The sequence below is a fragment of the Singulisphaera acidiphila DSM 18658 genome, assembly GCF_000242455.2.
In the GTDB taxonomy this organism is placed as follows: Bacteria; Planctomycetota; Planctomycetia; order Isosphaerales; family Isosphaeraceae; genus Singulisphaera; species Singulisphaera acidiphila.
The window spans coordinates 5,406,507-5,418,199 of sequence record NC_019892.1; the positions used below are offsets into that span (position 1 = coordinate 5,406,507).

Below are 11,693 nucleotides of genomic sequence, written 5' to 3' on the forward strand. Positions count from 1 at the left end.
GCATCCAAGTTATACCGACCGTTACCCTGGATAGGGTAGCATTCGACTCGACCGATGTCAGACTGGACTGAGGTGCTGGCCGTGGAATCGATCCTCCACGTCGGGCTGGACGAACCCGAGACCAGCGAACTCCGAGGTTGCTTCGCCCAGCCGGTCCTCGCCTTCGAGACCCTGCCTCGTATCCAAGTGGACCGTGGACGGCTCATGGTCGAGCATCCCCATCGGATGAACCAGTTCGTCCCAATCGGGCGAGCCGTCTTCCACGCCATCTTCGAGGATGATTTCGATTTCATCACGGCGTTGGCCTTGTGGGGAGGGCCGTGCCTGCCGGGTGCCCGAGGCATGATGGACCTGAGACACCGGCTGCCGGGGCTGGTGCGGGCGATGGCCGTCACCCGCTTCGGCCAGGTCCCCCGTGGCTATGCCGACCGGGGCACGATCGTCGTCACCGATTCCGAGCGAGTCGCCAAGTGGGGCAACTGGCACTGTGGCGAGGATAAAAGCCGCTTCTCCGGTTCCTGGAACGCCACTCAGCCCACTCTGTTCGAGGAATACGTCGAGGGGGAAGCCGTCCGCATCGTCCTGGTGGGCGAGCGTGCCTGGCAAGTCCGTATGGCGGGCGACGGCTGGCTGAAGTCGATCCATCATCAGAACACCGCTTTCATGCCGATCGATCCCGAGTTGCTCGACGATAGCCGTCGCCTCGCCACCCATTTCGGCCTGGAGGTCGTCAGCGTTGACTATATCCTCGCCCCCGACGGCTCCCGGCACCTGCTGGAGGTCAATCACGTTCCGAACGTCACTGTCTTCCCCGAGGTCCGGGGGGCTTACCTGGATTTGGTCGTTGAGTGGGCATCCGAGGACTCGCTACGATCAAATCGGCTTCGGTGACTTGTGGTATTATCACCATGACCTCGCCCACGTCGAACTTCAGCAAGATCTTTTCGACTACCTCTTCCCGGTCTGCCTGATGCATTGGCACGCATCGCTCATGCGTTGCCCGTCTGGAGGGCGAGCCCGAGTGGGAGCAGGCGAGGCGGTTAGAGCACGACCTTCCCGTGAGGCGGGAACTCGTGTCGCTTCGGGTAGCGGAACTCCCGATCCTCCTTGCCAAGCGCACAGGAACAGGCGGCTGGAGCGTCTGAATTTTCCGAGCCTACTGACGGAGTGATTCAATGAAGTCGCCTGACCATGATCCCCGATCCGTGGACGAGTTGATCTCGGCGGCCCTGAGCGAACCCGATGAGGATTGTGGCCGGAACTCCATGTGGACCCTGAGATGGCGTGGCTCTCGGGAGGTCTTCGAGCGGGCTTCGGGGCTGTGCAGGAGTTTCTGCCCCGTCGAACGGAAACTGGGGGTGGCCATCCTCGGGCAACTCGGGATTCCCGACCGTTCGTTCCCGAAGTCCTGTTTGGGAATCCTCCTGAGCATGCTGGAGGACGAGCAGGACGACGGCGTCATCCGTTCGATCCTTTTTGCGCTGGCGGGCCTCAGAATGCCCGAGGTCATCGGGCCTGCGGCGAGATTCCGAGACGATGCCGATCCTGGCGTGCGAGAAGGCGTCGTCCAGGCCATGATGGGGCATGAGGACCCTGTCGCCATCGAGGTCCTGATCGGACTCACCAGGGACCAGGAAACCTACATCCGGGACTGGGCCTGCTTTGCGTTGGGGACGCAGGTTGAGGTGGACACGCCGGATGTGCGAGGCGCCCTCGCCGAACGGCTCACCGACGAGGATGACGATGCTCGCTGCGAGGCGATCGTCGGCCTGGCCCGCCGGAAGGATCTGCGGGTGATCCCACCACTCCTCGGAGCCCTGTCATCGAAATTGGTCTGGAGCTTGGAGGTTGAGGCAGCCTCACTGATCGCCGACCCTCGGCTCTACCCGGAACTGATCGCTCTCCGGGGTTGGTGGGACGTTGATGAAGAGCTACTGGAGGAAGCAATCCTGGCCTGCTCACCCCGCCCTGAGCCTCTCTCTTGATCGGTGATGGGAGAACATGTCTCGCATCGGTTTTCACGTCCCGTCGAGGGAAAGGAACGATGGGGAGGCGACATGAAATGCCTCTAGAATCTTTCCCGTCTGATTGGCTGTTCCAGGTCGCCGGGAATTCGAGGAGAATGAGTCCTGAAGATGGAGACTAGCCGGGTTGACGGGGGAATTGTTGAGCATGTCTCATCAAAAACCGCAGAGGATGATCAAAGGTGTCTGTCCGAATTGCGGCCCATCCCGGATCAGCGTTGTCCTCGAAGGCTCATCGTATTTCATAGGTGTTACGACGCCGAACTGGTCATGCGGCGTTTGGTATGGATGGTGCTGCAATTGTTGTATATGTCTCGAAGCTTTTGTTGAAGACGATCAAGAAGCCGATAAGCTGGAATGGACGCCTGCGGACGAAGGGAGAGCCGAATTCTTTTTCGGTAACTCAAGTAAGTAACCGTTCACACCCTGGAGACCCTCAAAAACAAGGAGTTTGAAAGGTCCAAGGACGATTGAATCGTTGGTTTTGCCCTCTCAACGCCTGGAAATCGCTTGTTTTCAGCTTTCCCACCCTGTGAACGGCTACAGACTTGGCAAAGGAGTGTACTTTGTCAGGACGCACCTGAAACGGTTGCGGCAGGCTGAGGATGTCTGGCAGGTGGACCTCCAAGATTCCCCGAAGCAGGCGAGGGGCGAAAACGTCAGCGTCCCTGTTGGCTGGGCGTCGCCCTGAGCCAGACCGACGACTTCATCCTCGCCGACCGGATTCTGAACACGCCGCCGTCCGTCAATGACCTCGCCGGGCTCTTGGCCGACGGCATGCGTCGTCCCCTGATCGAGACGGCCCACCGCCCCTCACGCATCGTCCTGCGGGATGATCTGCTCTGGCGAGAGATCCTGCCTCACCTGGAGAAACACAAACCCGATTTGGGCTGTCGTGAGCAATGGGAGATGGGTTGTGGTGACTTCGGCATCGCTCATGTCATCAGCCTCGTGATGGAGTCGGGGCGATCAGGGCGTGCCATTTTACTGTGGCTGATGACAAAAGGCATGATAACGGCCTGCTTGGAGCCGAGGGCGGGAGTCGTTACCTCGATAACCACCTTCGAGCCCTCGTGGCCTGACGAAAGGACGCTATCGGCGACAGAGCCGTACTTCGACCTCACGGCCTCGGTGATCGTCTCGAAGGTGGGATCGCTCCTCAGTGCGTTGGATTCGGCTGCCCCAGGCGGTTCCTCACGTTCATCATGACACTAAGCATTAGGCGACCGAGGTCGTCCCGTCGCTCGGCGTACTTCAGCGTTTCGTAGGAGCCGTCGTCGTAAATCTTCGGATCAAGATAAGGCATCGAAACACGGAGAGACGCCCCCTTGACGAACGGGCAACCCGCATCCGCCTCGCCGCAGACCATGAGAGCGGCAAAACCTTCCTGGGGGTTGCACTTGTCCTGGTACATCTTCGAGAACTCTATCGTCTCTAGATCGGTCGAGCCTGCCTGACCCCAGCGGACCCGGTACACCGGGTTGGCGGTCGCCGGTTCCCCTCTCGGGGCGTCGTCGCCGGTCGGTTCGACCTCGATGCCAAGATCCCGCAGGGAGGCCACGGTGCGGGTGTTGAACGCCGTGGGAGCGGTCCCGCCACTGTGGAACCTGACCTCGGGGAACCCATAGTAGGCGGCGGCGATGTTCCCCATCGTCGCTCCCAGAATGCTGCGACGAGAGTTCCCGGTGCAGATGACGGTGACGTGGAGCGGCTTACCCGGCTTGTAGTTCTTGACAATCCATTCCGCCAATCTTCCGCCCGCCGCACGGTGGGGTTCGTCGATCCTGTCGAACGAGGTGGTCAGCAAGGCGGCATGAGCCGTCACGCTCGGAATGAGCCGCCGCCGTGAGTCGGGGATGTCGGCTTCTAACGCCTGACGGATCTCGGACAGATCGAGGCGTTCATCGGGTCCGGCGAGTTTCGAGAACGTCGAGGGGTCCATCAGACCTTTGACTCCTGCTGGTGACAAGATACCGTTCTTACCTAACGCCTTGTACAAGGAACCCTTCGTCCGCAGGTCGTTGCTGGGATCGGCGGCGGCGGCGGTCCCATGCCGCTGAACAAGCCACAGGGTTTGCACCAGCGGTCCCACGTCGTCATTGGCCGGGGGAGAGGCACCGGGCGACGCCAAGATCAGGGCGGCGCACGCCGCAAGTTGGGGGAGCTTCATCGTGCCAGAGTCCTTACTTGGATACCGCCGGTTCGGGGACAGCCACCGACATGGTGGGCTCGAAATACCGCCGCTGGAAGGAGAGGGCGACGTTCACCAGCCCGATCAGCACGGGTACTTCGACCAGGGGTCCGATGACCGCCGCAAAGGCCGCCCCGGAGTCGATGCCGAAGACGGCCACCGCCACGGCGATCGCCAACTCGAAGTTGTTGCTCGCCGCCGTGAACGCCAGCGTGGTTGTCTTCGAGTAGTCGGCCCCTAGCTTCCGTCCCATCCAGAACGACACTAGGAACATCACGATGAAGTAGATCAGCAGCGGGATGGCGATGCGGATCACGTCGAAGGGGATGCGGACGATGTTCTGACCCTGGAGTGAGAACATCACGGCGATCGTGAATAGCAGGGCGATCAGGGTTAGCGGGCTGATCGCTGGGATGAACCGACGTTCGTACCACTCCCGCCCCCTGGCTCTGACCAGGATCAGGCGGGTCAGCATCCCGGCGAGGAAGGGGATGCCGAGGTAGATGAAAACGCTGGCGGCGATCGACCCCATCGTGATCTTGGAAAGGTCCACGTCGCCGAACGAGTAACCCAGCAGCAGGGGCAAGACCTTCACGAAAACGTAGGCGTACACCGAGTAGAACAGCACTTGGAACATCGAGTTGAAGGCGACCAGCCCCGCCGCATACTCGGCGTCCCCCCTCGCCAGGTCGTTCCAGACGATCACCATTGCGATGCAGCGGGCCAGTCCGATCATGATGAGTCCGATGGCGTACTCGGGCTTGTCCGGTAGCAGCAGCAATGCCAGGGCGAACATCAGGGCGGGGCCAATGACCCAGTTCTGGACGAGCGACAGCCCCAGGATGCGGACGTTGCGAAAGACCCGCCCCAACTCCTCGTACCTCACCTTCGCCAGCGGCGGGTACATCATCAGGATCAGCCCTAAGGCGATCGGGATGGATGTCGTGCCGACCGACAGGTTCGTGATGCTCCGCACCGCCGAGGGAGCGAAGTTGCCCAGCCCGACGCCCAAGAGCATGGCGAGGATAATCCAGAGTGTCAGATACCTGTCGAGAAACGAGAGACGACCCACAGGTTGAGAATGGTAAATGATTTCAGGCGCTTTCATGTGAGGATTCTTTCTTGTTTGGTCGCCGTGATGTTTACGCTCATAAGCTTCTCGGCACCGAGTGGCGGGGCGATTCCCGAAACCTCGATCATCTTGCGGACGGCATCAGTGTGCCGATCCGCCCGGAAACCTGCCCATGTGAGCCGGGTGACGTATTTGTCGAGGACCAAAGCCCCCGCTGATGCCACCCACGATTGCCTCGATGTTCTGGCGGACCTCGGCATACCGCAACTTGACCTCCTCCACGTCGCCAATGTCCATGAAGTCTTCCCTCTCCTTCGGCCCAAAATATGGGGCGACGCGAATATAGTTGCCGAAAAAAACTCACGAGCACGGTAGCACGGCACAATGCGGGCGAGCCGCTGGCCGTCCTGGAGGAAGCCCTCGGTTTCGCCCATGCAGTTGCCGACGCAGCCAATCAAAGCTCGGTGCCGATCAGATTTGGGCCTGGCGAGACGGCAATAGCCCCAGAGCCCTTCCTTTCGGCCAACCACCAACCCGTGCTTGCGCATGTACGTCAGATGACGGGAGACGGTCGGCAGAAGAAGCCCCAATGCCTCAGGGAGATGACAGACGCAAACCTCACGGTCGCCGCTCAGCAGGTTCAGGCGTATCGGGTCGGCAAACGGCTTCAGCAAGCGGGGCGAGGCATCCAAGGCGTCGGTCGTGGTCTCTTTCATAATGCCCGTGTTGACCCCCGTCGGGCTAGAATTCATCCGCCTAAGCAAATATAGTCGTCTTCGGCGCCAAGTCAACTCACCTCAGTCGTGATGTAGGAAACCCTGCATGGGCGAGATGACTCTGCTCCTGCTGCCCCTCCAGATCCTAGTGGTGGCGATGCCCCACTCGTCCTTGGGACACGCCGGGGCATCAGATTAACTGGCGGCGATGGCAATCGTCATCGGTGTCGTCGGCTCTGGGCTCGGGAATCGGCATCTCGGAAACATCACCCTGCGGCGGCTGGCGGGGGTCTAGGTCGTCGCCGAAGTGAAGCTGATGCTGGTGGTCTAGAAGCCGTGTTATTGCTCGCCTTGCTATCGGAGTCACCGAGGGCGATAGCTATCGGGTGGGTTCTTCTTCTCACGGCGGGCTGGTTGGCAGCGACCGTCTCCGGGGCGGCGGGGTTCGGTGGGGCTCTACTGTTGTTGCCCGTGCTCGTCTATGTCGTTGGGGCGAAGGCGGCGGTCCCCGTCCTGACCCTGGCACAACTCCTGGGCAACCTGTCCAGGGCGGGGTTCGGTTGGAAGGAGATCCGTTGGCGATCGGCTTTGGTCTTCAGCCTGGGTGCCGTGCCCGCCAGCGTCGTCGGCTCCCGCCTCTTCGTCGCCCTACCGCCGGGGATGGTTCAACGGCTAATTGGCGTGTTCCTGCTAGGGATCGTTGCCCTTCGTCACACGCCGCTGGGCAGGCGTCGAATGCCGGAGGCGATGCTTGCCCCGGCGGGCATCGTCGTGGGCTTCCTTTCGGCGATCGCCGGGAGTGCTGGTCCCCTGGGGGCGGTCGTGTTCCTGAACCTCCAACTGCCCGCCCAAGTCTACGTCGCCACCGAAGCCATAACCGCCGTCCTGATGCACCTGACGAAGAGCATCGTCTATAGGCGGTATGCGGCGATGGCTCCAATTCAACTCGGCGGTGGGTTAGCTTTGGGCGGGGCAATGATGTTCGGCTCGTGGACGGGGAGGAAGCTCATCGAGAGGCTGACGGAAAAGCGGTTCAGCCTCCTGGTCGAAGTGCTGTTGATCGTCGCTGCCCTATCCCTGGCCGTCGGCTGATATCGAAAGTTGCTGCCGGGACACCCCCTGTCGTCCCGGCAGCCCCATGATCGTGGATCAGAACTGGTCGGCACTGACGACTTCACCCCCGGCACGGGTCGAGAGGAAGCTGAATATCCGAGGATTGACCGACTCCTTGATGAACCGGACCGAGCCATCGGAGAAGAGGAAGTTACAACCGCCGGGGTGGAGGCTCCAGAAATCGTCAGGGCCGGCACCCTTGTAGTTGGGCACGTCCACCCATCGCTGATCGGGCGACGGTCCTGTATGTCCCAAGACCATCACGTTCGCCGTCTCGCATTTTTGGATGGACCACTTTGGGTTCGTGCAGACCCGAGCCGAGGGGATCACACCGACCCAGGTGGCATCGGCAACATTTCGGGACCGCTCGCCGGCCATCATCGTTGAACTCGACCCGTCGGTGATGTCCCGGAGGCCGACCCGACTGTTGCGGTAGAAAATGCCGTTGTTCTGCGCCGGGAACTCCTCGACCTCCCACTGGCCGGCAGAGGCGACATATTGACCCGGTGAGAGGTCGGTCGTCAGGGGGGTGCCTGAGGCGTTGTTGAGTGTCAACGTACCGTTTCCGCCCGTGCTGCTGGGGCAGAGGAAGACCGAGAGGATTGCTGTGCGACTGGTTTTCGATCCGGGGTCGGTGATCTGGAGGCTGAAATTCACGGCGTTGTAGAGTGACTTCTGCTCCAGGTCGTTGAGGATCATTGCCCCCCAGCCCCAGCCCGGCCCCGTCTCTGGGCTGTTGGTCTGGTTGGTCTCGGTTTTCGTGATGTAGCCGGGCGGGAAGGTGTCATGTGTGCTGTGGTAGTTGTGGAAAGCCAACCCCATCTGCTTGAGGTTATTCGAGCACTGCGCCCGCCGAGCCGCCTCCCTCGCCGCCTGGACGGCGGGAAGGAGCAGGGCGATAAGCACGCCGATGATCGAGATGACCACCAGCAACTCGATCAAAGTGAAGCCACGGGCGGAACGGGGCATGGAAACGCTGCGCATGGAAAAGCTCCTGGTCTGAGTATCGGGTTAGGAACGGAGAACGAAGTTCGATCCGCAAACCCAAACTCAAATCAGGTATCGCTGTAACCAGGCGTGCCGTCGGGATGTGCCTGCGGGGGACCGAGATCGTCGATCTACTCGAAATCGGAGGCTAAGCCCCGGAGGCATGGAGGTGAGGACGAAGTGCGTCGTAAGACTGTCGGCTACCGCCAAGAGGCCCCAGGAATCGGCCACGGAGAAGACGCTGCCCGCTTTCAGAATCGCCGAACCTGGGTCGTCCGCAACTCCGTCATCGACCGGCTCAATGTTGTTGAGATCATCCCCCTGCCTTAGCTCGGCGAAGGAAAGCGCGAGGTCCGTCGCCGCCTCCCAGTGCCGTAGCAGGGGATCGGACGTAGCGAGGACCAGGCAGAGTAGGGACATCCAACAACGCAAGGCTTCCACCTCCAGCATCCCGTTCTAAAGGGGATGGTGAAATGGGTCAAGTCCCGCCACCATCTTATATTCTTACAGCAGCACAGGGGTCGAGAGTGTGCCGTGCTCAACAGGTCTGGCCATTCGGAGAGAGCGCAGTGGGTGATGGCCTCCCGCTCCCCAGTTTATGATGGCGGCGGGGCCGTGGCCCCACCGCTCTGAGCAGCATCCCCCTCACTCCAGGATCGGATCGTCAACGACGAGAGCATGATGCTCACGACCCACTGGGCCGTGCTGACGGAGAGATACCACTGGTGGAATGAGCGGAAACGGCGGCGATCGAGGATGAGGAACCCGTCAAGGTCGAGCAGGTCATCCATACGGAGGTGCAGCCACGCCAACACGCCGAGGGCTAGCACGAGGAACCACCACGAAAGCCAGCGGAGTCGTCGCCCTCCAGGGGAGGCCACACGCTCTGCAAAGACATCCCAGCCCCAGGCAATCAGGCAGACCGCACCGGCCACGTTGAGGTAATTCGTGACCGATTGAGTGATCCAGCCCTGCTCTTGGTCGGAGCCGAGTATCCGGCTCCCGACCGGGACGACGACGCCCCCGTAGAACATGAATCCGCCCTGCCAGAAGATCAACGTCCAGATCAAGAGAAGTCGTCGCAGAATACTCATATGTACGGAATGCCCCGAGCCACCCTTCGTAATAATCGACCTTGACCACAACGCCTGCTCGAACTTCACGCCCGGCAATTTTTCGGTGGCGACCTTCATGACGGGTACGAGAACTTTATCGAGGGCGGCGGTCTCGCCACTCGGGGTGCCCTCTCCACGATCGACGATGAGGACCGACATCAGCGCGCACATTCCGTAGTTGGGTCGTTGGGAGTCGAAGGAGTGTCAGGGCGTGACAGACTCAAGCTCCTCCATGAAAATGACTTGTGCAAACCCCGTCACTCACGGAGGGTACGATGCGCAAGCCCAACAGCACCCTGACAGCCGCCCAAGTCTATCGCTACGCTGTCCAGACCTTCCAGCCCTACCTGAAGCTTTTCAATGCCAAGGGGGGCCTCGCCGAGACCATCCTCCTCGCCGCCGCCGCACGGATCAGTTCCCTGTCCGACACCTGCCAGCGACTTCGTGGAGTCTCCGGCGAGCGGATCGCTGCATTGGACTCGACGCGTGAGGGGATGGTCGAGGGCTTCACGCAGGGTAACTCTTTGTTACAGGTCGACTTCACGGGCCGTCTGTTCCGGGAAGGCAAGGGGTCGATCTCGTGCGATCTTGCCGGGGTTTTCGCTCGGCTGGGGAGCGATGGAGCGTCGTGGCTGTTGAAGCTGAGTGGTGGCCGGTTGCTGGGGCGCGACTTCGCGTTGAGATCGAACACGCGGTGTGCGGAGATTGGGGTAATTTTTCTCCGCTTCTTTTGCGGAGAAAGAACTTGTCTGTGCGGAGAATAGCCGCTATTATGTCCGCAGAACTTGCGGAGAATAGCGGTGTGCATCCACGAACGAGACGATTGGCCGAGGTTCCACTGGGACCAAAATGGGCTGGCAAACCCGCTTGCGGCGGTGCGTTACCGGCAGGGGCGGCTTATTGGCCGGATGGATGGGCTCGGCTTCCAGCTTCGCGAGGCAGCCGTCCTCAGTACCCTGACCCAGGACGTGCTCAAATCGAGTGAAATCGAAGGCGAAATCCTCGAAATTGATCAGGTACGTTCCTCCCTCGCCCGCCGACTTGGACTCGATATCGGGGCATTGACGCCCGCCGACCGGAATGTGGACGGCGTTGTCGAGATGATGCTAGACGCCACCCAGAAATATCAGGACCCGCTCACCGAGGAACGCCTGTTCGGCTGGCACGCCGCCTTGTTCCCAACCGGGCGCAGCTTCATGCAGAAAATCCGAGTCGGTGACTGGCGGGACGATGGCTCAGGCCCCATGCAGGTCGTCTCAGGCCCGATTGGCAAGGAACAGGTCCACTATCAGGCACCAGCGGCCGGGCAGCTACCGGCCGAAATGTCGCAGTTCCTGAGCTGGTTCAACGCCCCCGCCTCGCTCGATCCGGTGCTGAAGGCCGCCCAGGCACATCTCTGGTTCGTGACCATCCATCCCTTCGACGATGGTAACGGTCGCATCGCCCGTGCAATTGCCGATCTTGCGTTGGCACGTTCCGAGCAAAGCCCGAAACGTTTCTACAGCATGTCCGCCCAGATTCGTCTGGAACGCAGCGACTATTACCAGATTCTGGAACAGGCCCAGAAGGGGACGCTGGATGTTACCGCATGGATGCAATGGTTCCTCGGCTGTCTCGACCGCGCCTTCGATGGAGCGGAAGCCACCCTCTCAGGAGTGTTCCGAAAAGCCCGGTTCTGGGAATCTCACTCCGGAGAGTCGTTCAACGACAGGCAACAAAAAATCGTCAACCGCCTGCTGGACGGGTTCGAGGGAAAACTTACGTCGTCGAAGTGGGCGAAGATTACCAAGTGCTCACAGGATACAGCCAGCCGCGACATCAACGACCTGGTCAAACGCGGTGTGCTCGCGAAGGATGCGGCAGGCGGCCGAAGCACCAGCTATTCGCTAGCCGAAGGTTGAGGAGACATGGGATTGTGCTGATTTTATTGATGTGTTGTCAATTTTCGTGGATGGAGAATTTTAGTCGGCGTTGGTTTTCTTCACTCCGTCCTCGTAGATGACCCCAGCGAACACCACACTCAACAGTTCTGATCAATTCAACGGTCGCTAGTTTTTTGATGTATTCTCTCTCCGCTTGATCTCCAGGCCACGGGACTTGCAGTCCAGCAGCAACTCCGTAATCAGAGAGTGCACCTGCTGGATTTCTCGGGGGTTTTCGAACACTTTGCGGTGCGAAAATCGACTTTTTGGGAATACCTCCGCGCGGCGAGGAGGTCGGCCATGAGTGACACATTACGCTTGTCAAAGCTTAGCCTGGATTTCTCACCCTATTCTTTCGGGGTCCGATCGCTCGACGATTTCGACGGCTCGCCCCCGCCACCCGCGGCCTGCGTGGTCTCCCGCTTGCTCATCACGTCGGCGTGGACCTGATCGGACCTCTTCACGCCAACGCGAACCTGGTTCCTCAGGCCCCCGCGCCCAGGCGGGGGCGCACCCCGATCCTCACCCCTCCTCAGGGAGGGGCTTTCCCGCC

13 protein-coding genes are annotated in these 11,693 nt (G+C 60.7%); 7 read left to right on the plus strand and 6 right to left on the minus strand.

Features of this window, described 5'->3' with window-relative positions:
• Nucleotides 1–54 precede the first annotated feature (54 nt).
• Nucleotides 55–891 carry an ATP-grasp domain-containing protein gene (locus SINAC_RS21350; RefSeq protein ID WP_020465449.1) on the plus strand — a complete coding sequence of 279 codons (837 nt, stop codon included), beginning with the start codon at nt 55–57 and terminating at the stop codon, nt 889–891.
• Between the two features lie 284 nt (nt 892–1,175).
• Entirely contained in the window at nt 1,176–1,985 is an 810-nt protein-coding gene (locus SINAC_RS21355) for a HEAT repeat domain-containing protein (protein WP_015247678.1), read from the plus strand.
• An 852-nt stretch (nt 1,986–2,837) separates the two neighbouring features.
• On the opposite strand, the gene SINAC_RS41570 is transcribed toward SINAC_RS21355, so the two are convergent.
• The 4 genes from SINAC_RS41570 to SINAC_RS21380 all read right to left on the minus strand — a co-directional run bounded on the left by SINAC_RS41570 (nt 2,838) and on the right by SINAC_RS21380 (nt 6,039).
• A complete protein-coding gene (locus tag SINAC_RS41570) occupies nt 2,838–2,963 on the minus strand; it encodes a hypothetical protein (protein WP_015247679.1) in 126 nt (41 codons plus the stop codon).
• A gap of 220 nt (nt 2,964–3,183) precedes the next feature.
• On the minus strand, nt 3,184–4,194 hold the full coding sequence (locus tag SINAC_RS21370; protein WP_015247680.1) for a low molecular weight phosphatase family protein: 1,011 nt from the start codon (nt 4,192–4,194) through the stop codon (nt 3,184–3,186).
• 13 nt (nt 4,195–4,207) lie between these two features.
• Entirely contained in the window at nt 4,208–5,323 is a 1,116-nt protein-coding gene (arsB, locus tag SINAC_RS21375) for an ACR3 family arsenite efflux transporter (RefSeq protein ID WP_015247681.1), read from the minus strand.
• A complete protein-coding gene (locus SINAC_RS21380) occupies nt 5,320–6,039 on the minus strand; it encodes an ArsR/SmtB family transcription factor (RefSeq protein WP_015247682.1) in 720 nt (239 codons plus the stop codon). Before SINAC_RS21380 ends, arsB begins: the two co-directional genes overlap by 4 nt.
• A 300-nt stretch (nt 6,040–6,339) precedes the next feature.
• Here SINAC_RS21380 and SINAC_RS21385 point away from each other — a divergent pair, with 300 nt between their 5' ends.
• A complete protein-coding gene (locus tag SINAC_RS21385; RefSeq protein ID WP_015247684.1) occupies nt 6,340–7,095 on the plus strand; it encodes a sulfite exporter TauE/SafE family protein in 756 nt (251 codons plus the stop codon).
• A gap of 57 nt (nt 7,096–7,152) precedes the next feature.
• Here SINAC_RS21385 and SINAC_RS21390 read toward each other — a convergent pair whose 3' ends face one another.
• Nucleotides 7,153–8,100 (minus strand): DUF1559 domain-containing protein, encoded by a 948-nt coding sequence (locus SINAC_RS21390; RefSeq protein WP_015247685.1) that lies wholly within the window; start codon nt 8,098–8,100, stop codon nt 7,153–7,155.
• A gap of 183 nt (nt 8,101–8,283) precedes the next feature.
• On the opposite strand from SINAC_RS21390, the gene SINAC_RS40090 reads away from it, so the two are divergent.
• Nucleotides 8,284–8,433 (plus strand): hypothetical protein, encoded by a 150-nt coding sequence (locus SINAC_RS40090; protein WP_154673581.1) that lies wholly within the window; start codon nt 8,284–8,286, stop codon nt 8,431–8,433.
• Between the two features lie 266 nt (nt 8,434–8,699).
• On the opposite strand, the gene SINAC_RS21400 is transcribed toward SINAC_RS40090, so the two are convergent.
• Nucleotides 8,700–9,377, minus strand: a complete 678-nt coding sequence (locus tag SINAC_RS21400) for a hypothetical protein (RefSeq protein WP_015247687.1) — start codon at nt 9,375–9,377, stop codon at nt 8,700–8,702.
• Between the two features lie 116 nt (nt 9,378–9,493).
• On the opposite strand from SINAC_RS21400, the gene SINAC_RS21405 reads away from it, so the two are divergent.
• The 3 genes from SINAC_RS21405 to SINAC_RS40820 all read left to right on the plus strand — a co-directional run bounded on the left by SINAC_RS21405 (nt 9,494) and on the right by SINAC_RS40820 (nt 11,590).
• Nucleotides 9,494–9,982 (plus strand): hypothetical protein, encoded by a 489-nt coding sequence (locus SINAC_RS21405; protein ID WP_015247688.1) that lies wholly within the window; start codon nt 9,494–9,496, stop codon nt 9,980–9,982.
• A gap of 36 nt (nt 9,983–10,018) precedes the next feature.
• On the plus strand, nt 10,019–11,119 hold the full coding sequence (locus SINAC_RS21410) for a Fic family protein (protein ID WP_015247689.1): 1,101 nt from the start codon (nt 10,019–10,021) through the stop codon (nt 11,117–11,119).
• Nucleotides 11,120–11,440: 321 nt separating this feature from the next.
• Nucleotides 11,441–11,590 carry a hypothetical protein gene (locus tag SINAC_RS40820; RefSeq protein ID WP_174377933.1) on the plus strand — a complete coding sequence of 50 codons (150 nt, stop codon included), beginning with the start codon at nt 11,441–11,443 and terminating at the stop codon, nt 11,588–11,590.
• The last annotated feature ends 103 nt before the right edge of the window (nt 11,591–11,693 follow it).

Coding starts and splice junctions, on each gene's coding strand:
- SINAC_RS21390 (WP_015247685.1), bottom strand. CDS start 8,100: ATGCGCAGCGTTTCCATGCCCCGTTCCGCCCGTGGCTTCACTTTGATC.
- SINAC_RS21355 (WP_015247678.1), top strand. CDS start 1,176: ATGAAGTCGCCTGACCATGATCCCCGATCCGTGGACGAGTTGATCTCG.
- SINAC_RS21370 (WP_015247680.1), bottom strand. CDS start 4,194: ATGAAGCTCCCCCAACTTGCGGCGTGCGCCGCCCTGATCTTGGCGTCG.
- SINAC_RS21405 (WP_015247688.1), top strand. CDS start 9,494: ATGCGCAAGCCCAACAGCACCCTGACAGCCGCCCAAGTCTATCGCTAC.
- SINAC_RS41570 (WP_015247679.1), bottom strand. CDS start 2,963: ATGAGCGATGCCGAAGTCACCACAACCCATCTCCCATTGCTCACGACA.
- SINAC_RS40820 (WP_174377933.1), top strand. CDS start 11,441: ATGAGTGACACATTACGCTTGTCAAAGCTTAGCCTGGATTTCTCACCC.
- SINAC_RS21380 (WP_015247682.1), bottom strand. CDS start 6,039: ATGAATTCTAGCCCGACGGGGGTCAACACGGGCATTATGAAAGAGACC.
- arsB (WP_015247681.1), bottom strand. CDS start 5,323: ATGAAAGCGCCTGAAATCATTTACCATTCTCAACCTGTGGGTCGTCTC.
- SINAC_RS21350 (WP_020465449.1), top strand. CDS start 55: ATGTCAGACTGGACTGAGGTGCTGGCCGTGGAATCGATCCTCCACGTC.
- SINAC_RS21400 (WP_015247687.1), bottom strand. CDS start 9,377: ATGTCGGTCCTCATCGTCGATCGTGGAGAGGGCACCCCGAGTGGCGAG.